Source organism: Psychrobacter sp. Pi2-52, from assembly GCF_904846705.1.
GTDB lineage: Bacteria > Pseudomonadota > Gammaproteobacteria > Pseudomonadales > Moraxellaceae > Psychrobacter.
Window position 1 is genome coordinate 1 of sequence record NZ_CAJHBS010000027.1, and the last position, 23,925, is coordinate 23,925.

15 protein-coding genes are annotated in these 23,925 nt (G+C 43.3%); 4 read left to right on the forward strand and 11 right to left on the reverse strand.

The window, feature by feature from the left end:
• Window positions 1–72: 72 nt before the first annotated feature.
• From JMY00_RS12175 to JMY00_RS12220, 10 genes are all read right to left on the reverse strand, one after another.
• Complete coding sequence (locus JMY00_RS12175; protein WP_201580328.1) at window positions 73–888, reverse strand: NACHT domain-containing protein; 816 nt, start codon at window positions 886–888, stop codon at window positions 73–75.
• Between the two features lie 247 nt (window positions 889–1,135).
• A complete protein-coding gene (locus JMY00_RS12180; protein WP_201580329.1) occupies window positions 1,136–1,282 on the reverse strand; it encodes a DUF2256 domain-containing protein in 147 nt (48 codons plus the stop codon).
• Between the two features lie 45 nt (window positions 1,283–1,327).
• Window positions 1,328–1,489 (reverse strand): DUF2256 domain-containing protein, encoded by a 162-nt coding sequence (locus JMY00_RS13700; RefSeq protein ID WP_201580330.1) that lies wholly within the window; start codon window positions 1,487–1,489, stop codon window positions 1,328–1,330.
• A 51-nt stretch (window positions 1,490–1,540) separates the two neighbouring features.
• Window positions 1,541–7,690 carry a DNA repair ATPase gene (locus tag JMY00_RS12190; protein ID WP_201580331.1) on the reverse strand — a complete coding sequence of 2,050 codons (6,150 nt, stop codon included), beginning with the start codon at window positions 7,688–7,690 and terminating at the stop codon, window positions 1,541–1,543.
• Window positions 7,691–7,998: 308 nt separating this feature from the next.
• Complete coding sequence (locus JMY00_RS12195; protein WP_160023089.1) at window positions 7,999–10,074, reverse strand: hypothetical protein; 2,076 nt, start codon at window positions 10,072–10,074, stop codon at window positions 7,999–8,001.
• A gap of 278 nt (window positions 10,075–10,352) precedes the next feature.
• Window positions 10,353–11,009 carry a hypothetical protein gene (locus tag JMY00_RS12200; RefSeq protein WP_201580332.1) on the reverse strand — a complete coding sequence of 219 codons (657 nt, stop codon included), beginning with the start codon at window positions 11,007–11,009 and terminating at the stop codon, window positions 10,353–10,355.
• Window positions 11,010–11,151: 142 nt separating this feature from the next.
• Window positions 11,152–12,123: a PD40 domain-containing protein gene (locus tag JMY00_RS12205; RefSeq protein WP_201580333.1), complete on the reverse strand. Its 972-nt coding sequence runs from the start codon at window positions 12,121–12,123 to the stop codon at window positions 11,152–11,154.
• 303 nt (window positions 12,124–12,426) lie between these two features.
• Window positions 12,427–12,912 (reverse strand): META domain-containing protein, encoded by a 486-nt coding sequence (locus tag JMY00_RS12210; protein WP_201580334.1) that lies wholly within the window; start codon window positions 12,910–12,912, stop codon window positions 12,427–12,429.
• Between the two features lie 332 nt (window positions 12,913–13,244).
• Window positions 13,245–14,351, reverse strand: coding sequence for a lipase secretion chaperone (locus JMY00_RS12215; protein WP_201580335.1), 1,107 nt, complete (start codon window positions 14,349–14,351; stop codon window positions 13,245–13,247).
• A 46-nt stretch (window positions 14,352–14,397) separates the two neighbouring features.
• Window positions 14,398–15,474, reverse strand: a complete 1,077-nt coding sequence (locus JMY00_RS12220; protein ID WP_201580336.1) for a triacylglycerol lipase — start codon at window positions 15,472–15,474, stop codon at window positions 14,398–14,400.
• A gap of 295 nt (window positions 15,475–15,769) precedes the next feature.
• Between JMY00_RS12220 and map the strand changes: the two genes are divergently transcribed.
• Window positions 15,770–16,564 carry a type I methionyl aminopeptidase gene (gene map, locus JMY00_RS12225; protein ID WP_101204961.1) on the forward strand — a complete coding sequence of 265 codons (795 nt, stop codon included), beginning with the start codon at window positions 15,770–15,772 and terminating at the stop codon, window positions 16,562–16,564.
• A 239-nt stretch (window positions 16,565–16,803) separates the two neighbouring features.
• On the forward strand, window positions 16,804–19,560 hold the full coding sequence (glnD, locus tag JMY00_RS12230) for a [protein-PII] uridylyltransferase (protein WP_201580337.1): 2,757 nt from the start codon (window positions 16,804–16,806) through the stop codon (window positions 19,558–19,560).
• An 81-nt stretch (window positions 19,561–19,641) separates the two neighbouring features.
• Here glnD and JMY00_RS12235 read toward each other — a convergent pair whose 3' ends face one another.
• The gene (locus JMY00_RS12235) at window positions 19,642–20,313 is read right to left on the reverse strand and encodes a hypothetical protein (protein ID WP_201580338.1); all 672 of its coding nucleotides are present in this window, start codon (window positions 20,311–20,313) and stop codon (window positions 19,642–19,644) included.
• 261 nt (window positions 20,314–20,574) lie between these two features.
• Here JMY00_RS12235 and dapC point away from each other — a divergent pair, with 261 nt between their 5' ends.
• Both dapC and JMY00_RS12245 read left to right on the forward strand, forming a co-directional pair.
• Entirely contained in the window at window positions 20,575–21,804 is a 1,230-nt protein-coding gene (gene dapC / locus JMY00_RS12240; RefSeq protein ID WP_201580339.1) for a succinyldiaminopimelate transaminase, read from the forward strand.
• A 153-nt stretch (window positions 21,805–21,957) separates the two neighbouring features.
• Window positions 21,958–23,907: a DUF294 nucleotidyltransferase-like domain-containing protein gene (locus tag JMY00_RS12245; protein WP_201580340.1), complete on the forward strand. Its 1,950-nt coding sequence runs from the start codon at window positions 21,958–21,960 to the stop codon at window positions 23,905–23,907.
• The last annotated feature ends 18 nt before the right edge of the window (window positions 23,908–23,925 follow it).

Here is a 23,925-nt window from a genome sequence, read left to right on the forward strand (position 1 = left end):
GCTGAGTAGGTCATCTTTTATATTTCTCTTTGCTTGGTTTAAAAGCATTGTACCTTTTCTATTTTGGACTGACTATATCATCACATATAAAGTTACCATCAAAGGTGTTGTAAGTAGACCTTTAATTTCAGAATTACTTTCTTCAATGGATTCTTTTAAAATATTTCTAACATCTTCTTCTTGAACTAACTTATCTATTAATGCTTTTTGTTCGGGGTATTTATATGGATCTAACTGATATACTTTAAAAGCACTAATATTTTGAATATCATCTCCTGGACGAGAGCTGATTATCATTTGCATTTTAGGATAATACCTATGCCACTTTTCTATTTCGTTCAAGAACCCTTTTATTTTGTCACGACTTACCTCGTCAAAACCGTCTAAAAATAAAACTAAATCCCCACGTTCAGCCAACACGTGAAAGTTTTTTTTAGTAAATATTGGTATCCATTCAGCTATAGTAGAGCTAACTGCATCTTCTAAACTCTGGTTATTTTCAAGCTTCCGTAGTTCTAGAAAAATAGGTATTCTTTTACCTAACTTAGCCTCTTGATAAGTTAGATACCTCATAAATATGGACTTACCCTGACCCACTGTCCCCTCAAGAACAATATTTTCTTCATTAACATCTATAATTTTATTAATCTGAATATTTACATTCTTTACTCTGGTTGGAATATAGAATTCATGCAAGTCTATACTAGAATCATTTTTGTATATTGTTTTTACTTTTGCAACGTCTGTTATTTTCTCAGATAAGCCTTGTAGCGCATTTTCTATTTTCCTATTTTTAATAACTACTGAACCTTTCCCAAACAGCCAAGTAGCTGATTTGGTTACTGGTTCTTTTAACAAACTGGCTAGAATAGATGCTTCTATAATCATTATATTTGTCAGCTTTTAGTAGTTATATATAAGAAATTAAAAAGAGTGTAACATTCAATAATATAAGTTTTTTGCTTACTTAAGAATAAGTAATAGCGGTTATCTTACTTGGCTAAGCGATTTGTAATAGTTAATTTTGAGATACGAAGCAGGCGACGCACCAAACTTTAGCCAGTGGCTTGTGTAGGTAAGCAGATATGAGCGAAAAGAAAGGTTAGCTGTCTACTCATTTCGCCATAGTTTAATCTCAATCTACTTTACCTTTAGTTCGCCGACACCGCTCAGAACAATAGACCACCTGCTCCCAGTCCTTTTCCCACTTCTTACGCCACGTAAATGGGCGCTGGCAGACGGGGCAGGTTTTTTGCGGTAGATTTGCTTTTTTATGTGTCATTATTTGCTCCCATCTACTTCTAACTATTTTTGTTGTGGCGAAATCCTACTTTTGATGTTCTACGCCCTCATATTTCTTAATTCGGCGACACTGGTCTGAGCAATAGACCATGCTCTCCCAGTTTTTATCAAGCTTCTTAGTCCAGCTAAATTCGCGCTCGCAGATAGGGCAAAGTTTTTTGCGGACGTTCTTCTTTTTGTGCGCCATAATTTTCTCATTTGTTTGTTTACTACATTAGTCACTGGTCACTATAGTCTACTAATCATAGTCGTCAAATATTTTATTAAGTCTGTTGAGACTATTGACGATTAACTTACCAGATTGATCGGTGCTGGTATCAATCGCCAGCTTCTCATCCATCCGCATCGTCAATGGCTCTAATGCTTGCTTGAGGGCAGTTGCCATCAGTGCCGTTTGCTGATGAATATTAGGGATATCGCTATCGGCTGTTTGATTATCATTATTGCTAACCAAGCTATCCGCCATTTTTTGCGCCAGTTGTTCAACAGCGTTGACTAGCTGCACCATGAGCTGTTTTTGTGCATATTGGTTTTGCTTGAGATACTCACCTTCTGCCTTCTCAGCGTTGTGATCATGCTTGTATATTTGCATCAGCTGATTCAGACTTTTTTCAAAGCCGTTATCTATGCTATGGCTGACGACTTTGGCATTGTTAATGACGCTATCTGCGAGGATTTTCTGTGCTTCTAATTGGGCGTTTAGCTGGGCATCGAGTTGCGCTTGTTGACCTGCTTCTCGTAAGCGAGCGATTTGCTTTGGGTCGTTTTTCGTTAAGTATGTCTCAAACTGGCTACTGATGGCATTGAAACCACTGGCCAAATCGACCAACTGGGCAACGATACGCGCGCCCGTATCGCCATCTTCACCGCCCATGGCTTTGTTACGTAGGAAGTCGGCTTTGATTTGCGCCCAACGCTCTGTTTCTGCTTCAGTCAAGACACCGCGCATCTCGCCAAGCTTGAGCAAGTTACTCTCTGCGCCTTGGGTCAATAGCTGCGACTCGCCCAGATAGTGATCATCTATAAGCTGGTTTAGCTCTTCTTCATTCATGACTGCCGACAGCTTTTCGGTCATCTTATTCATATTACGATAACTGCCTTGCAGCTTAAATATCGGCTCAACACGATACTTATCATCTTGCGAGGCGGAGGCAATATAGGCTTGGTTGACGTCCAAAATGACTTCTTGCACCCTAAACATATGGCGCAAGATGGCGATAATTTCGTTAACTTCTGAAGTGCTATACGGATACGTCAGATCGCTGCTTTGTGCTTGAACGAGGTTGGCATTGTCTGTTTTTGCCATTTTAATCAAACGATGCACATCGCTTAAGTCACGGTTGGCCAGTGGTGCAAGAACCGTATTAGAGGTCAGCGAGTTTTCAATATAACTAAGCGCAAACACTTCTTCCATGCCGCTCATGATATCGCCTAAGTTGTAGATATCGGCACGGTTGGCAAGCATGTCGGGGACTTTAAAGGCCTCGCCGCTTTCGGTATAAGGGTTACCTGCCATGACCACGCAGAACTTTTTGCCACGCATGTCATAGGTCTTAGTCTTGCCTTGCCAGACGCCATCGATACGGCGTGTACCATCACCGAGTGAGATAAACTTCTGCAAAAACTCCGCGTGCGTATGCTGAATATCATCGAGATACAGCATGACGTTATTGCCCATCTCAAAGGCCAAGTTGATTTTATTCAACTCTTCTCGGGCGGTGGCATTGGGTGCTTTTTCGGGATCTAATGAGGTGACGTCATGACCGAGTGACGGACAGTTAATCTTCATGAAGATAAGGCCGAGGCGATTTGCCACGTACTCCATCAAGGTGGTTTTACCATACCCCGGTGGCGATATCATCATAAGAATACCCATCAAATCGGTACGCTTATCCTCGCCGACCGTGCCCATCTGTTTGGCAAGGTTGTCACCGATGAGTGGCAGATAGCTCTCGTTAATCAGACGGTTACGTACAAATGAGGACAGTGGACGCGGCATAAACTCGTCCAGTCGCAACGTCTCTTTTGAATCATGCAATATCTCTGAGCGCATGGCCAGATAACGTCTATAGGCAGGGATGACTTGCGCATCATGATGATGCAAACGATTTAAGAAATCATCGACGGCAAAGGTTAAGGTCTGCTGATGAATACGTATATGCTCACCCAGCAAATTATTGACTTGTATCTCAAGCGATACCTTACCCGTGCTACGTTCAAAGCTTTGTACTTGATTGAGCGGATTATTAATACTGGTCAATGATGTAGTCGATGACGTAGCCGACGAGGTGATTGAGGAAAATGACAAGGCCGATGGCGTGCCACTGGTGCCTGTACTGTTTAAACCTTGATTGCCCAATCCTTTAGCACTTAGCCCTTTATTAAAAGCCCCTTTATTAAAAGTAGCGCCTGAATCAATCAATCGTTGCACCAAAGCTTCACGCTGAGCATCATTTAACTGGGTAAGTAAGACAGCAATGGCTTCAGGCACATAATGACGGCCACTCTCTAGCTGTTGCTTGCGTAGCGCGTTTTGTGTTTCAATCTCAGCAAGCTGATCTTCACTGAGTGCCTCGCCTGCCTCACCCAAACCATCAGCTAATACGTTAGCCGACTCAGTACTGCCGTAGGTTTTATCAAGTAGTGCATGAAACCATGTGGCTAGTAGCTCATAGGCTGATTTGGGTTGGAAGCCAAGCTTACTGATAGAAGACTGTAGTTGATCAAAACTGGCGGTATTTTGCGTGCTACCTGACGCGCTATTTAGCGTTTGGCTTAGCTGCTCACACAACTGCTGCGCTTGTTGGCTGGTTTGCCATTTTATTGTGTTATGTGCGCCGGCATTGGTTTCAGCCGACTGTCCCATGACGCTCACCAAGTATTCACAAGCAAGCTGAACGTAGCTTAGTTTGAAGATGTTGGCGCCTTTATCAACGCTACCATCTTTATCAGCGCTAAGACTGTCATCATTATGAGCCATAACAAAATGACGCATCACTTGGCTCATGTCCTCGACCAATAGAGACTTCGCAGTATCGCTGCCCAATGCACGGCGCAATTGCTCAGCGGTCGCGGCTCTATCCGTCCAATTATTTGCACGTGTCAGCACTGATTCATTTAACCAAGCGTCATAACCAAATTGACGTAAGCTATCTAAACCAAGCGCTTGTACAATATTTAGCTGCCAATAGAATAATTGCGCCAATGCTCTTACTTGCGGGGTATAAATCAGTAGCCCTGCCTCACGCAATGTCGGCAGTATTTGCATCAATAATAGCGTGGCATCATGGTCATGAATGCCTTTGTCATAGCCAAGCTGATAACGCGGGGTGGCGTAAGCTTTGACCAACTTGGACAATGGGCTGTCATTATCAATGTCACTATTAACATCGAGGGTAATGATAGTCGCATCATATGCTTGATATAAACGTTCTTCGGTTAGTCCATCTTGGCTATTTTTAGCACTTTCAATAATGCTATACGCCAAGTACTCGGCGCGGTACACCTTGTCAGACTCGGAGGCGATATTCATGTCCCAATACGGACGCAAGGCGTTTAGCTCAGTGTTATTAAGCACTTCATAATAATCTGTACCCGTTAGATGCAAGTTCAGCACGCGCTTGCCATCTGACTGCTGACGACTCAATAAGGTCAAATCCAGCGGCTGAGTATTGACTGAAAAACGGTGCTTGCCCAGTTTGATGATTTGACCACCATCTTCAAACAAGTCCGACTTGTCTTTTAAACTCTTATAGCTCTCGATTTGGATGGCTTTTAGGCGGGCATCGATGTCATCGGCTTTGACACTAAAGCCCATCGCTTGCAGCTCTTTTGCAATGGTACGGACTTTTTGCACCAGACCATCAGCCGCAAAATACGTATTTAACGCCTCTTCCTCTGTAAAGCCTGTGACGCCAGTGCTTTGCGTGCGTTTTTTAATACTCTCAAGCATTCGCAGCGCACCATCACCTAAGTTTTGCGCTTTACGGTTACGAGCATCGAGCAATTGCTGCTTATGGTTTTCAAAGGTCTCGTAAATCTCTTCACGCTTGCTAATAATATCGGCTAAAAACTGATCGCCACTATTGGTCTCTGGATCAGCGAACTGGCTTTCTAACTCTTCTAACTGTACCAGCAATTTTGCCATTTGCTCGTCTGATTTCTCAGGCGTATTGGCAATGGATAACGCATTGGCAATAGATTGACCAAACAGCTTAAACTGCGCACCAAATTGCGCGACAGCCTCCGCAGATCCCAGGTTTTTGCGTTTATGATTGAGCTTGGCTTTGCTCTGGTTTAGGCTCGCATAAATGGTCGATATGTCATCGATAATTTGCGTACGCACCGTGGCATCGGCCACATCTAGCGTCCCTAATAGCTCGGTCAATAAATCTAACCCTTGCGCTGTTTCATCAATTTTTTCTAGTACGGGTTTTAGCTCAGCATTGGTTTCAGCGGTGTTTAAGCGCTCACTGACATCGACCAATATGCCTTCGTAGCTTGAGAGTGCCTCTTCACCACTTAAAAACAGCACCGTTTTTTCAGCAAGCTCGCTCTCTGCTTCCTCTAATTGCTTTTGCAATGCTTGTAACTTATCAGCATCTAGATAGCGCAAATCTTCCAAGCTGACCAAGCGACCTTTTTGGCGTCTTAATGCTGACAACTGATCGACATAATCACTGGCAGACTCAAAGCTAGTGACGCGTATCTGCCGCAAAATCTCACTTTGCTGCGTATCAGCATCGGCTAGCGCAGTTTGGGTTTGCTTTTGGATACTTTGTACTTTGGCGAACTCATCGATGACAAGCTCAGCCGTGGCCGTCACTTCTTTAATACTACTGGCGACGTCAGTCAGCTCAGGCTCAGACAGCCAGTAGTAACTATCAAACAATCTGCTGGTATTGTCAGCCAACTCTTCATAGAGCTTTTGAGACACGCTTTGATTATCAATCAGGCGAGTAATGCTATACAGGTCTGAGATACCACGTACCAGTTCTTTATTACCGATTTTGCCATAGAAGCTCGTGCTTTCTGGCAGCTCACTCACATACTCGTGTGAGGCATAAGGGGTATGCCATATCTGCATCGGGTGAATACGAGATGGCTCACTTTGATCGCTAAACAGCACCAAACGGCCATTCTCAGCCAAAGCCATACCGTTGCAATAGATAGGGTTTGCTAATTGCTTTTTAATCAAATTATAAGGAAACAACCCCGTGACGCCCAAGTCTCTGTCATAAAATAAAAATAGAACATCTTCACCATTTGGCGATATGATTTTGCGTTTGAATTTTAAGTCTTTGGCGTCCACGTTATTGGCATCAAACAGCTTATATTCGCCCGTTTGCAGATAGTAGCCACCCGGAAATATGATGCCGTGGTCTTCTGGCAGCTGCACACACGATTGTCCAATCGCATCCAAACGTAATACCGCTTCGGTTAAAGTGTTATAAACAAAATAACGGTAGTCCTCTTCACGATAGGGCAATATTTTGAGCAGGATTAAACTGCCAACTTTGGCATAAGCAATCTCGGCATCGGTCAACGACTGAGTACGATCTTCGACAGGCTCACTATAGATACCCTGCCCTGACTGCGTATTATCCTCAATCTTGATGGTCAGATCTCCACCGACCGTCTCTACAAATATCGTATCCAAGATATTCATATGCGGATATTTGCCGTTGATCATCTGATCGCGTGTGGTTTCTATCCAGTCAAAATCATAGGCAGGTGGCAGTTCAATGTCACGCTCGCCACGATTGTCGACGTAAGCGACTTGAGCAGACTCTGGTGTGCCTTGGCTAAAATCTAGCGCGAAACGGAACACTCGAATATCAGTGATGCGCTCTCCAATCTGAAACGCTAATAGCAATTTGCTGTCTTTCACCGTTATTTGAATTAAGCGCGTTTGCTTATAATATCGGTACAGCTCATTGAAGTCTTGGACAAAGGCATCTTGACCCAAAAAAGTGCTTGTTAAATCGACTTCTTCAAGTTGGTACTCTTCTTCACTTTCGACTGGCTCAATCAAACGATATAGCGACAATACATCCTTAACATTGCTTGCACGTTTGAGTCCCATAAAAACGTTGTAGCCAAACAGTAGATATTCGCCTACTTGCACCATATCCTGCGCCACACAGTTATGTTCGGTACGGATACGCGTACGGGCGATGACTTGCATTTGAGTACTGCCGAACTCTTCAAGGCGTGCAGTATTTAGCGTGGCCGTCTGTTGCTCTAAACGAGCACCTTGTTCTGTCAAACGTTTTTTGATGAGCTCATAAGCATTGCCCGAGGCAACCGCCTGATCAGTTTGGCTTGCTTGACTAGCATTAGGGTTGTCATTGCTATCTGGAGTGGTTAGGTTTTGCGTGTCCGCCATCGTTGCTCGTCCGTTTCTGTTTTTACATAATAAGAGAATTTTTTGGCAATAAGGAAAATAAGAAGTTATTTGAGATGAAGATCATCGAAAGTAAAGAAGCACTTGGCTAATCTAAAAAAACGATTCATCACTGCTGATTTTTTAGATTAGCCAACTCATTATTAATAATAAGTTGGCTATCGCTCTATGAAGATGTATAGAACGAGTTGGTTAGATTCAGCCTGCCTCCTAAATGACAAGCTAGTTATCAAGGGAGAAATGCATTAATTTTGGCGCGTGTCTTCAATCTATAAAGACATGTCTTAATATTAAATGGTTTTATCATCATTTTGCTTGGTTGCTTTCATAGCTTGACTAGCCATCACGCCATTGATAATACCGCTCAACGTATCTGACTTACCTGCTAGGCCATCGATGGCTTTACCGATAGATAGTGACTTGGCAAAGTTATCAAAGAAATGCGCTTCGCCGCCAACAATATCGATTTTGGCTTTTTGTAGTGCTACTGCCAATACTTCAGCATTTTCTTTGGCAATCTCTTTACCTGCGTCGATCGATGCCAGTGCTTCTTGCAAGGCTGTCTCAAGACTCATGCGGAACTCTTCGTGCTCACGCGCTTCTTTATTCATGCTACCCATTGCATTGAATTTCTCGACCAAACCATCTGCTTCGGCTTGGAAGTGTGCGCGAGTGACTTCGGCTTTTGCCAGTCCAACTTCGCGTTCTGCTTTGGCATTAGACTCACCACGTGCTGCGATGATTTCAGCATCTGCCATGCCTTTTTCACGTTCAGCCTTGGCAGTAGATTGACCACGAGCAGCAATAATCTCTGCATCGACCATACCAATGTCACGCTCAGCTTTCGCCTTAGATTCACCGCGAGCCGCGATAACCTCAGCATCTGCCATACCTTTTTCACGCTCTGACTGCGCTTCAGCTTGTCCAGTCGCTTTAATAATATTGGCTCTAGCAATGCCTTCTTTTTCCATAGAGACCGACTTGGCTTCTTGAATAGCAGCTTCAGCAAAGCCATGTGCAGACTCTTCGGCTTTAATACCTTCAGCCATTCTGATTTTGGCTTCTGACTCTTTGGCAGAGGCTTCAAGGTTAGCCGTAGCAAGCGTAGTGATTTCAACGGCTTTATGCTTGGCTGACAGCTCTTCGGCTTCGGCTTTTTTCACCTGACGTACTTTGATTTCTTCAGCATCCGCTTCAGCAGCTAGGACGCGTGTTTGCTTAGAACGCTCAGCCTCACTAACTTCGCGAACTTCTTTGATACGCTCTTCTTCTTGCGCCACTGTTTTGTCGACCGCAATACGCTCGCGGATGACATTGGCGATTTCTTTTTTCTCAAGTTCAATCGCACGTTCAGCCTCGATGCGTTGCAAGTCCACTTCACGCTCACGAGAGACGATTTCTAAGTCACGGGCACGCGTAACCTTCTCTTCTTCGATGACAACTGCACGCAGACGATTTTGACCTGCTACTTCAATTTCACGTTGCTGATTCTCTCGCTGAATCGCTAAGTCCTGCTCAACCATGATGACGGCTGTTTCTGACTTCTTACGCTCTTCCTCTTCAATCTTACGAGTTTCAGCCGTTTCACGGGCAATCACTGAGGATATTTCACGCTTTTGCTTGGCTTCAGCATCGGCTTGTTGACGCTCAAGCTCTAGCATCGCCTCTCTGGTTTCAACGTTCTTTTTCTTAACCGCTAGCTCTTCATCACGCTCAAGCTCATTGGTAATAACGTTTTGAAAAGCCGTTAGCTGAGTAATTTTTTTGATACCTTCAGCATCTAGAATATTACTTGAGTCCAACGATACTTTCGGTGTTTGCTCTAGATAATCGATTGCGACATCTTCTAAGACATAGCCGTTTAGATCGTTACCGATTTCTTGAACGATACTGTCACGAAACTCGCTGCGGTTTTCAAACAATTTAACGAAATCTATTTGCTTACCAACTGTTTTTAGCGCCTCTGAAAACTTGGCATTAAACAGCTCATTAACAGCGACTTTATCTGAAGCTCTCTCAACCCCAACCGATTTGGCGACTTTTAGCACATCTTCTTCGGTTTCATTGACACGTAGATAAAATGCGACTGTGATATCAGCACGCATGTTATCGGCGCAAATCAGTCCTTCTTTACCGCGTCTATCAACTTCCAACGTGATGAGCGAGATTCTCATCAGCTCTTTTTTATTAATAACTGGCCAAACAAAGCCACCATCAAAACGTACGGCTATTTTGCTCACACCGTTGATAATTAGTGCTTTGCCCTGCTCAACCTTGAAGTAAAAGGCTTTGAGCATCAACAGTGCTGCCATAATGAAAACAAACGCCAGCACCACAACCACGCCGACGATAATGAGTATGTCCATGTTTATTCCTTTAATTGAAACATTCTATAGTCAGTTCTATATCCTTCAGATGTTCGGTCCGGCTTGCTCAACTACTCTATGTAGCAGTCTCACTTGCCTTTCTCATACCTGAACTAGTTGAACCAACAATAACTAAATTTAAAACCGTTCGTATGATGTAAAAATAGAGGTTTTTTAGCTCAGTGGCTGTTTATTATTTATCAAGGCTTATCTTATTTTCGAGTTTACTCTATGCTAAAAGCGATGATAGAAAGTCGTATCGACTAAACGATTTATAATTATTTATCTTCAACAGGAGCGACTTGATAGGTATTTTTTTCTTCTAAATACGCGACCAACATCACTCTATCGCCCTTTTTCAGTAAGCTAGTACTGTTGTCTGAACGAACCTTGAGTATCAAACCTGCACCGCCATCATTCAATTCTGCCTCACCGTGCTTGTCCGTCACACTAAGTGTGCGCACAATCGCGATTTTGCCTACATTATTAGCAGAATTACGTTTGGGGATTCTGGCAATGTTTTTGCGGATGGGTGAAATGATCATGCCTGTTAGCCACATAGAAACGACCAATACGAATATTAGTGCCCCTGTGCCAAATACGTAATACAGAACACCAGAGTCAAAATTTTGATGTAAGAAACTGGTATACAAATAGCTCAATAACCAACCGATTAAACTAACTAAGCTCAATATAATGACTAGAGGCACACCGTAGAGACCAAACTTCAGCATGAGGCCTGTAAAAAAACCGGTCGATGATAAATCAGAGACAGCAGCATCACTACCTGTCTCTACAGCATCCACGCTGTCCATATCTGCCATGCCGAGTAAAGATACTACCCAATATAGAGTAACGAACATCACAAGACCGGTGAAAACAATCGTTGGATATAAACTTATTTTGGTGATGAACACGAAAAAAGCCTCTTGCATTACGCGGGTTCTCCCTTTGTGAACCTAATCTTCTATTTGTAATAACCTACTACAAAAGCTAAGGCTCTTCACTTAATATTTATAAACTTATGTTGTTTTACAAATAAGTTTATATACATATCACGGTATAAGACATACTTCTCTAACGACCCCATATCGGTGAGCGTACGACTCCACCATTTTGGCCGCTAATGGCATAGCTGATATTGCCTGACAGCGAATGGATAACTAGACTACCACTACTTTGGCCTGCTGCTTGCCCGCCCACATTCAAGCGGCGAGTTGGATAGACGGCATAATTGCCAGAGGGAGATAGACGGGCGGGCTCATCAAGTCCTGTTTCTGCTAAGTTGACCACTTGCCCAGTCGTCAAGGTCATGACAGCCGCCTTGCGACCATTTAGATAAGCCATACGCTGACCATCTAAGCTAAGCTGAGGGCTGGCCACATACCCATTTGTTGATACAGGTGTCGCATTGCCCGTAGCAAAGTCATAACGATAAATTCGCGGTCGTCCAGCACGGACTTTATCACTGGTATAGACAAAGCTCTTGCCATCCGCAGCATAACTTGGCTGTACCTCTGTACTCGGCAGGGTCGTTAACTGCTGAGTATGACCATCACTCAGACGCATCTTATAGATATCAGCATTACCACCGACAGTAGAGCTATAGAGCAAATCTTGACCATCGGGTGAAAATGACGCTGACATATTGCTGCCTTCAGCATTTACCACTAGATTGCGCGTCTTGCTACTACGATCATAAATATAAATTTTGGGATGCTCACGCGGGGCTTGTTTGCTGTATGCAAGCAGTTGTCCGTCTGCCGACCATGCTGGCGCATAGATATAGCCATTAAGCTGATCGATGAGCTGACGATCGCTACCGTCAGGACGGATACTATAGAGTGACGATACTTTAGCCGTACCTATTCCTTGCTCTTCTACATAGGCAATATATCCTCTGCGATCAATCACTGGCATACGTGCAGTCAGCGGATTGGTCTCAACTGTACTGGTTGGCTTTTTTACTGAGGTATTAGGTAATGTCTGACAGCCAGTGAGGACGGTAACTATAACTATCGTAGTAATGACTTTTATGGTTTCAAACATAGCGCGGTATCCAATAGATCCTAATGATAAAAGTATTGTGAATAATTAAAAACTATCGTCACTGTTGCTGACTCAACGCCATAGCTAATATTTTACGATATCAAAGGTATTATAGGGTTATGGCTCTAGTGTAGCCTAAACTGAGTCAAATTTTGGATAAAAAAATGCCCCACTTGATAGCGAGGCATTTTGCGTTTCAAGAAGAGTAGCTTTAAATGAGCAATTTTAAATGAGTATTTTTAGACAAGTAATTAGAAGTGTTTAAGTTCACGAACCAGTCAAACTGTTTACTCAATCATTAAGCTACTTCGCAACGGCTTTAAAATAAGCGACTTGATCATCGTTTTTGATGGTCAAAATAGGCACATTGTTGGCATTCTTACTAAGGCTATATTTACCTTTTACAGTGGCTAATGCAGCAGTGTCAAAACTGGCTTGCGGTTCAGGACATGCCATCATAGTACTGATGCCGTTTTTAATCTCTACCTCACCGTTTGCAACGCTATATCCAGCACCCATGTTATTACAGGTATTCATAAATGCCACGTAATCTCTACCGTTATCATTCATGAAACTTAACGTCAAAGGCTTGGCTGGGTCAAAAAATAATTGCGTTACTTTATCACCATTGCTACGTTTGGCATCAACGAGCTGCCAGTTGTGCGCTTGCAAGATATCTGCAGTGATTGGTTGGTTAACTGGCGCAGGTAAACTCGTCGTCTGGCAACCCGCAGCAAGTGTACCAACTGCCAATGTCGCGGCCATCATTACTTTAGTCATGTTCTTCATTTCAACTCCTCGCTTTATTACACCCGATACTTTTACTAAACACACTATCTGCTTGAGCCCTCAGCGCTAATAGACAAAAGATAAGCTCTAATAAACATAGTAAAAGCTCGGACTTATTATGATTCATTTATTGTTTTATTTAATGCTCTAAACAATGGCAATATTGTGCATGACTCACAGGGAGGTGTCATCATAAACTGGGTAGTTATTCGGAATGCATTTTGTACTACTTTGCAAATATCTTGCTACTTGCCCTTGCCAGCACCTAAATGAGCTGCTAACGATATCCATCCAGATCAACGATGGTTATTGACGGTAGCTAGTGACAGTAATTATGGATTATTGGCAGCTTGCTGTCGTTGCAATGCCGCATAGCCATCCAGACGCTTACGCTCAGTATCATTAAATAATTGCTGTTCAAGCTGATTGATTTGAATTTGCGCTTGGGCTGCATCGACACCTTGGCTTAATAAGCGATTTTTTTGAGTTTCATACTGGGTGAAACGTTGGTCAAAATTAGCGTCTTCTTGATCTACTTGTGCCAGCCTTTCTGCTGCTGGTGCGCCTACTAGCTCTCGGCGCATATTATATAATTCCTCGGGCGTTGCACCGCGAGCTTTCATCTGTTCAGTGCGAGTCATCAACTCGCTAATATTGGCTTGTTGCATGATATTGCTTTTAGTAGCATTCTCTGGCAATCGACTGATATAGTCCTGACGGGCAGCTTGTTTCTGTGCATCAGACATTTGCTTATTTTGGTCAATTCTGACCATCTCTATACTATAATTATCGTAATTATCCTCTGCACCAAAAAATGCTGTGATAGTTGGCTTATCAAAGTACTGCTGTCGTAGATTAGCAATGTCTTGTTTTTGCTGGCTAACTGCATTCAAATCCAGCTCACCACTTTTGGTCGCCTGTAATTGCAAATTACCATAGCGCTTTTCTATCTCAGGAAGTGCTTTAAGATAAGCAACATATTGATTAAAAATAGTGACTGCTTGGCTAGCGGCAGGCTCTGGTGTGTGATGGCGAATATAACTCTCCACACGGGCAAATATAGTCGCATCTTCTTCCTCACCTAGGGCGGATAAAAAATAATCAAACAAACGCCGCAGACCTTCAGTGACGACCAACTGTTTATTTTCATCGATGATAATTTCACCATCAATTTGGGTGCCCTTTAATGAGCGTGGTAAATTTTCTAATCCTGTGACAAATTGAGACTGGCTGGGTGTCATTGTCGCTTTTACGACTTGTCCCGCAGCCAACTCAGTTATCACTGACTCGCTACTCTCATTATCAGAGACGGACGGTTTGGTTGAAGTTGAATTTACATCATTACTAGGCTTGAACCACAAAATAACCGCCGCTGTGGCAATGATAACCACGGCGATGATAGCAATTGTTGCATAGGCTGGACGGCGGTTATTTGACATAAACGATATTTCTCAATCAATGAGCATTATTATTTTGTAGTTCAGCTTATAGGTTGGCGTTTTTCAGACGGTTTACCTGGGTACGATAGATAGATTTTGGCTCAGACTCTCCCCATGCCGTCAGACCCAAGACTTGATCGGCAGAATCCAAATGATTCATTCTATAATTATCACGAATCACATAACCAAGACGACTTGAGCAAGCAGATACCAATCCATCATTAGACTCACCTGCAAATGGTACGCCCGTTGCGGCCAATAGATAATCGCTAGGGTCAAGTGCACTCGTTATTTGCCCAACGCCGCTAAATGAATAGTATTTGATGCCATTGACCGCAGTACTAGTCGGTTGACCACAATAGTTTTTTGGCATTGCTGCAGGAAATTTGGCATTGAACTTAGCAGCACCATCGGTCGATAGAGCCACGAGCGCTTGCCAGCCATCTTGTTGTTGAATTTGATTGAAGCTGATACCCGAACCAATATCTGTAAAGCCACCAATCAGATTGAACACGCCTGATACTAGCTGGGTGGTGACATTAGATGGCTGTCCAGAAGTATTATTTGGCTCAAGGACATTTTTAACAAAATCAGCGGTTTTTGATCCTTGCTCTGGGCTTGATACCGCAGTTACTGAGGCCACGTACTTTGGCGCGACGCCAGCGACATAACGGATATCTATACCGCCCTGACTGTGTCCAAACAAATTGACTTTAGACTCACCTGAAATCGCGGCAATGGTCTTGACCTGTTGTAGCAGTTGCTCACCTCGAACTTCGCTGTTATTGACCGCTGATGTTTTGGTGGTATATACCTCTGAGCCACCTTTCATCAAGTCTTCTGGAATCCCATTAAAATAATCAATGACTCCAAATAAGGTCGTGAAGCCGCCAAGCCCGTGTGCTAAGACGACTGGATATTGAGTTTTAGTGTAACTAGAAGTGAAATATTTACTATCCACCAACTTGCAACCATTAGCATTGGCACAATTATAGTATTGTCCTGCAGCTTGAGCAGAAGTGGTTTGCATGGTCATTAGAAGCACACCAGCACTAATTGAACCCAGTATTGGTAAAAACGTCTTTGGTGTGAGAGCTGCACGAATGTACAAAGAAAGCGTCATAACAACATCCTTGTTATCATTGATTTGGTTATTTTTACTGCACAACTACAGTAAAAATTGCTGCTAATTCCGTTAGCAGGCAAAATTACATTACTTATATATCTTGCAACATTCAACTAATTTGTCAAAATATGAATATATTAGTCTGACTAATGAGTCATATAAGCCCTTACCAAGCTGTAAAGCAATTATTTTCAATGATAATGATAGGTACACTATCACTTAACGTAAAAGTGTCATTAGTACGTTTATGGTATAATCTATCCACAATGAACCCATAATTATAAGATATACGATGATGACTAAAAAATCCCTTATCCAGTCTCCAGAAGCCATAGAAAAAATGCGTGTGGCCGGTAAACTCGCTAGTGATGTCCTTGTCATGCTCGACGAGCATGTCAAAGTTGGCGTCAGTACCGAAGCACTCAATCAAATCGCCCATGACTATATTGTTAATGTGCAACAGGCTATCCCTGCCCCACTTAACTATAATGGTTTTCCAAAATCTATCTGTACCTCAGTCAACCATGTTGTCTGTCACGGTATCCCAACTGAAAGCAAGCTGCTAAAAGATGGTGATATTATCAATATCGACGTGACTGTCATTAAAGACGGTTACTATGGCGATACCTCGAAAATGTGGATTGTCGGCAACGGCTCTATCATGGCACAGCGTATTTGCAAAGTGGCACAAGACGCCCTTTATGCAGGTATGAGCGTGGTCAAGAACGGTGCACGCCTAGGTGATGTTGGCGCTGCTATTCAGGCCGTTGTCGAGCCTGAGCGTTTTAGTATCGTTCGCGAGTTCTGTGGTCATGGTATCAGTGATGAATTCCACCACGAGCCACAAGTCATGCACTATGGCAAAAAGGGCACTGGCTTTGAGTTAAAAACAGGTATGACGTTTACCATCGAACCTATGATTAACCAAGGCACGTGGCAAACTAAGATCTTGCCTGATGAGTGGACGGCGATTACTAAAGACCGTAAATTGTCTGCTCAATGGGAGCACACCATGGTCGTAACAGATAATGGTTGTGAGGTATTTACTACTCGCCCCGAAGAAGATTTAAGTTTTTTGACGCAGTAGTACAATCAAAGATCGCTTAGGCGGTCTTTTTTTTGGTCTTTAATTAGGGCATATTGAGTATTGTGCTTATAGGCGCTTTGTCTTTATACTCAGATGACCTGATAACTTCTATTGATATATTTATCAGCACTTTTATTGATAATTCCTATTCGTGACTTTTATTAGCCATCAGCACATTAGATGCCTAATAGCGCTCAGCTCAAACGTTCTATTTCTAAACTCTTAACTGGATAACACTCATGTTTAATTGTGATATCGCCTCTGTTGATTTGACGCCTTTACCGATACTACCAAGTGAGGTGGCGACAGACTCATCCCCATTGTCAGCCAAAAATGTGACAGACAAGAATCTACTTGGCATTCCTGAATGGTTGGCCCAGATCAACGACGATATCAGTCGCTCACTAGAACGCGGCACCAATATTCGCCAACTGGTTGCAGCACGCGCTTGCGCTATCGACAGCCTATTGATTGCATTATTCAAATGGTTTGAGTTAGATAAGACTGATTTGGCGTTTTTTGCGACTGGTGGCTACGGGCGCGGTGAGCTATCGCTCTACTCAGACATTGATATTTTGCTTCTGTCTCCTGGTGAAATAGGTGCTGATGCTAGTAGTAAAATTGACAAACTGGTCGCTCTACTATGGGATATAGGACTAGAGCCTGCACTTTCTGTACGTAGTGTCAATGATGCGCTAGAGGCTGCGCTTGACCATACGATTGCCAGTGCTCAGCTAGAGGCTCGACTCCTAATCGGAAACGAAACATTGCAAGACATGCCTGCTCAAATCGTCAACAAACAGTGGTCTCCGCGCGCCTTTTTTGATGTAAAAATGGAAGAATCCAAAGCGCGTTATTTGCAGCACAATGCTACCGAGTACAACCTTGAGCCCAATATCAAAACAGCACCAGGCGGACTACGTGATATCCATATCATCGGCTGGGTCACTAAGCGTTATTTTCGCGTGAGCAAGCTATATGATTTGGTACAACAGAACTTTTTGACCGAAAAAGAGTTTGATGAGTTGAGCTTTGCCGAAGGGTATTTATGGCAAATTCGACATTATTTACATGTACTGACGGGCCGTAATGAAAACAAGCTGTTGTTTGATTATCAGCGTGAGATCGCTCAGCTAATGGGCTACGAGACCCAACCCGATGACCAACCTAATGCTGCGGTCGAACGGTTTATGCGCGACTACTATCGCTGTGCGATGCAAATATCAACACTGTCTGAGATGCTGACCAATCATTATTATGAAACGATCATAGAGCCGCAGCTGCCTGACGATGAGCGGCCAAAAAAACAGCCTATAAATGCACGGTTCAACCGTATTGGCAACCAGATTGCCATTGCGCATCATCGAGTGTTTGCACAGCACCCAGAGTCTATCTTAGAGATGTTTTTATTGATGGGTCAGCATGGCATCGATAAAGTTCGCACCCATACCCTGCGCGCACTCAAAATTGCCGCACGCGGCATCGATCAGATATATAGAGACAACCCTACTCACAAAGCGTTGTTTTTATCGAATCTAAAAGAACAGAATTACCTGTTTCATCGTCTACGTACCATGAATCGCTATGGAGTATTGGGTAACTATATTCCCGCTTTTGCGCAAGTCACTGGCCTCATGCAATATGACTTGTTCCATCGTTATACAGTAGATGCGCATACCTTATTTTTGATTAGAATTTTGCATCGATTTACAGATCCGGCCTTTCAAGAAGATTTTCCGCTGGTCAGCTCTATCTTTCAGCGTATCGAGCGTAAAGAGATTTTGGTGCTGGCAGCGATGTTCCACGATATCGCTAAAGGCCGTGGCGGCGATCATAGTGAGCTTGGTCAAACAGAATCGATTGAGTTTTGCTTATCGCATGGTATGAGCTTGGCTGATGCAAACTTGGTTGGTTGGCTCACGCGCTATCACCTTCTTATGTCGATTACTGCACAGAAAAAAGACATCTCAGACCCTGAGGTGGTGACTATTTTCTCTGATCTCATCGGTAATGTGACTCATCTAAACCATCTGTATGTACTGACGGTGGCTGATATGAATGCGACCAACCCACAGCTATGGAACAGCTGGCGGGCGACCCTCATGAAACAGCTGTACTCACAAACTCGGCGCATCTTGCGCGCTGATATCGATGCGCCCACCAATCGTCAAGATATGATTAGTGCCACACGCAAGCAAGCGTTGACGATGCTAGATAATGTCAATAACCAGCATATGAACCGCGATGAAGTATTGCGTCTATGGGATGACTTGGGCGATGAGTATTTCTTGCGAGAGATTGCAGAAGATATTTTATGGCATACCGAAGCTATTTTGAATCACCCACCGATTGGATTGGCTTCTAATGCTGATAGTCCACCATTGGTCGTTTTGCGTGAGCATCGCGAATTGGCGCTTGATGCGGTACAGGTCTTTGTTTATACCCAAGATCAGATGAACCTATTTGCTGTTACTATGGCAGTGTTTGATCAGATGAATCTTGATGTTTTAGATGCACGTATTATCACAGCGACCCGTGACTTTGCTTTGGATTCTTATGTATTGCTAGATCCTAGTGGCACATTACTGGTCGATGAAGAAAGTCAACAAGAGCTAAAACAACGCTTAATCGACTCGTTCAAAGACCCTACCGTGCTTAAACTGACGAACAAGCGTATGCCGCGTCAGTTAAAACACTTTGAAGTAAAAACGGTGATTAACTTCGAATTCAATGAAGCGTCAGACCAACACATCATGAGCTTAGAAACGCTTGACCAGCCAGGGTTATTGGCGCGAGTTGGGCAAGTATTTTTGCAAGAGCAAATCGAAGTACATGCTGCGCGTATTACTACTCTAGGTGAGCGTGCTGAGGATATGTTTTATATCAGTGATCAAAACGATAAGCCACTCTCACCTGATAGACTTGAAGCATTAAAGGCAGCTCTGTTAGCCAGTCTTACCGTTCAGAAAGAGCATAATAGCGTAATATATTTTTGATACGGCTAGATAGTTTTGGTTAGCCATTATTTTGAATATTAACTAGCAAAAGTAGTCTGATAGTCATCATAGAAGTACGTTTTATAACGTACTTCTATAAGTTATCTCGCTGGCATGTTCGTTCAGTTCATCGTCAGCAAGCTCTGGCGGCAAAACACCTACTTCAGGTGGCTGTTGCTCCATGATTAAACGTCCAGCATCGACTTCTTTTTGTAGCAGACATTGCAAACTTGCTAGGTGAAACTGTCCATCTAGATAATCGTCTAAGGCTTCTAAAGAAATAGGCGACTTAGCATGTACATCAGGATATAGGCTATCCTCCGCCAAAATAATCATCTCATTGAGCGCTTCTTCGCGTATCAGCTCGTCATTGTCTATTTTGCGCTGCAGTTTATTTGCCAACTGACCTTTAGCAGCAAGTGTACTGACAAAAAATAGGGTCTGTAACACAAACAAAGAAACGTATTGCCATAGCGGTAATGAGATACCAAATATATTATTGAGCAGCATCAAAGCCATTGCCACTACCACGTAGCCGACCAATTGCCATAACAGCCACATAATGAGGCTGTTTTCGCCATACCAAAACATTTTCTTTTCTTGACGCTCGATCAGTTGCTGGCGCGCTTGCCACCAGCTCTGTTCGCGCTCTTTGAGCAGTTTATACAGGTTAGAGCGCTGCAAACTGTTATCAAGTTTTTCATTATTGATATCTTTAGCGATGAGATCATCATTATTTAGCACACTAGACATATCAAACTATCCTTAAAACGATCTACCACGTTTGTGATGTAGTCATTTTTTGTATTGTTATAGGTTATAAATTATGAAATGTTTAAAAGACTTTTGAGCGACTACCTATTAGGTAGTCATACAATGAATAGCTTACGCCTGGTAAATACCTACTCACAATATAAGAAGAAAAGGACAAAAAATTAGAGAAGTGCTACACTGCTCTAATGTAAATTTTCTTTATAACTTTATTATTAATTGTCTATTATAGTTATCACACTTATGAATCACAACTTAAAGCATCTACATCCTTATCCATTCGCAAAGATGGCAACATTACTTGCCGATAGCAAGCCTGCCAACGGTTACAGTGAAATAAAGCTCGGTATTGGTGAGCCAAAACACGAACCCCCTGCATTTGTGCTGGACGTCCTACGCGAAAACTTGGACAAAATAAGTCGTTATCCAACTACAAACGGTATGTTTGAGCTGCGCCAAACCATCGCCCACTGGTTAGAGAAGCGGTTTTTTCTAAATCACGTCGATGCCAATACTCAAGTATTACCCGTGATGGGTACGCGTGAAGCGATTTTTAGCTTTGTACAAGCGGTCGTTGATCATGATGTATCTGACAAAGATAGCAATTCTTTAGCATCTAATACATCGCCTACGGTTGTCATGCCCAACCCGTTTTATCAGATATATGAAGGCGCGGCGATACTGGCACAGGCAACGCCTTACTTTGTTCCTTGTACATTAGATAATGACTACAAAGGTGACTATCGCGCGGTGCCAAAAGACGTCTGGACACGTACGCAGCTATTGTTTGTCTGTAGTCCAAACAATCCAACAGGCTCCGTCATGACAATGGATGACTGGGAATACCTCATTCGTCTTTCAGATCAGTACGGTTTTATTATTGCCAGTGACGAGTGTTATAGCGAACTGTATTTTGATACAGCACCGATTGGATTGCTGCAAGCTTGTGCAGCCCTTGGTCGCCGCGACTTCAAAAACTGTATCGTGTTCCACTCTCTATCCAAACGTTCGAACTTACCGGGTTTACGCTCTGGGTTTGTGGCTGGTGATGCCAAAATTTTGCAGGCTTATTTGCAATATCGTACTTACCAAGGTTGTGCGATGCCGATACCTCATCAGCTCGCCTCTATCGCTGCGTGGCAAGACGAAAAACACGTCGCTCATAATCGAGCGCTATATCAAGAAAAGTTTGCCCTATGGATGTCTGAGCTTGGGGAATTGCTAGAGTTACGCATGCCTGATGCTGGGTTTTACTTCTGGGTCAAAGTGCCTGAGCAATTCGGCGGTGACGATGAAATCTTTGTCAAAGCGCTGTATGAGCAAGCCAATATTCATGCATTGGCAGGGCGCTATTTGTCACGTGAAGTTGATGGTCATAATCCTGGACAAGGTTATGTGCGTATCGCTCTGGTCGCCAGTGTCGATGAGAGCCGAGAAGCAATCAGTCGTATCCGCAAATTATTAGGTGCTTAAAGCTAATTAGAAAAATCTAATGTAGCTGGAATAAATGTCGCAGTAGCAAAAAGCCTCCAATAACCACAATATAAATAGGGTTATTGGAGGCTTTTTGTTTTATTAATGCTATAGTAAAGTCTCTGCCGAAAATATGCCATCAAGGATGATGCCATGCCCCATCTTGATTTTAGCCAACCGCCCTTCGACGTATTGAGCTTAGCCGAGCGTCAAAGCATTAGAAAAAACACCCAGATACGCTACCTTGCCAAAAATGAAAGCTTGCCTGCAGAGGAACTGCAATGTCTGTATGTGGTCATCAAAGGGCAAATCGAGCAATCACTAGATGGTGAGTTTGTCGCGTCCTATGTAGGTAGCAATCACGCTGACGGTCTGAATAATAATGATTGGTTTGATAGTCGCCGCCTACCTGAGTCACTTACCAAAGATAATAAGCTAGATCCTGAAAGTACGTCTATACAGCCTTATCAATTCCGCGCCAATGAAGACACTTTACTGCTCCAAGTCGCTGGCACTGCTATCGATAAAATCAGCGCGCAAAATCACTTGGTACGGCAAATGCTATCAGACAAACTGCCCGAACGATTAAAAGCATTGCGCCAACGACGTCATAATAAAACGCTAGATCCTGCCAGCTATACCAACCAACAAGAAGTACAGCAAATCATGCTGCAGCCAGTGATAGATGTTCACCTGTTACCAGTACATATCGTCGATGCCAATGATAGCTTGTACGAAGCGGCCCGCATCATGACCAAAGCTGGATTAAAACATGTACTGGTCAGACCGTTACATGGCTTAAGTGGCTCACAAACAGCGCAACATGAGACAAGATTACTTTTAGGGATTTTGACCGATACTGATATCTGCCGCGCGGTGAGTGACAGACAAGATCCAGCTATCACCCCTTGCCAGCGCTATGCAAATTTTAATCTGCGTACGATCAAAGCCAGTGATGAGATTGGCGATGCGCTGCTGACCATGACTCGCTACCGGATTCATAGACTACCAGTCATTGATAAGAGTGGCGATGTCGTTGGTGTGCTTGGGCAAAGCGATATGCTCGCTCACATTGGTCATCACTCACAGCTCATTAGTATTCAAATCGAACAGGCGCAGGACTTATCAAGCCTAGATACCGCTGTTGAGCTGATCGGCCGCTATATTCGAGCACAGCATCACAATGGTGTCAAAATCGGCAATATCAGTCGTATGGTACAGACGCTAAATGCGCAGGTATTTACCAAGCTATGGCAGCTAATCGTACCTGATGAAGTGATGGCCAATACCTGCCTTATCGTTATGGGTTCAGAAGGGCGCGGTGAGCAAATCATGCGTACCGATCAAGACAATGCGCTCATCATTCGTGATGGCTATAGACACTCTGATTTGGCACAGTTTTCTGATACTTTTAATACCCATTTAGCAACGCTTGGCTACCCACTGTGTGATGGCAATATTATGATGACCAATCCTATGTGGCGACAACCGCTCAAGCAATTCACTGCACAAATTAACCTATGGTTTAGTAACTCCGACCCAATGCATGGTATTTACTTGTCTGCGATACTAGATGGTGAATACGTCTGCGGCGATGAGTCACTGCTTACTCAAGTACGTCAGCATTTAAAGCTTGCTCATCAACAAGCAGACCCTATGTTTGTCAGGCAGTTTGCACGGGCAGCGCTACAGTTTGGCGATGTTAATCAATGGTGGCAAAAGTTTGTACCTTTACTAGGCGGCAAATCAGCATCATCTGATATTGACCTAAAAAAAGCCGGTATCTTTCCATTGGTTCATGGTATCCGTACCTTAGCATTAGAAAACAATGTGCTCGATGTGCCTAGTACCAAGGCGCGTTTAAAGGGCTTGGTACAGGTTGATGCTATGACCCAAGAACGCGCTGATACTCTACTAGAAGCGCTAGAGTTTTTTATGGCGCAGCGCTTATCTGTGGCGCTCTCAACCGACGATAAGCATGCACGGCAAGTAGATCCAACGACTTTGACTGCGCTTGAACGTGACCTACTCAAAGAGTGTCTGGCCGTGGTCAAAAGTTTTAAGAATCAATTGCGTCAACACTATCAACTAGAAATCGCATAAATGTGGCAGTCTTAGTAC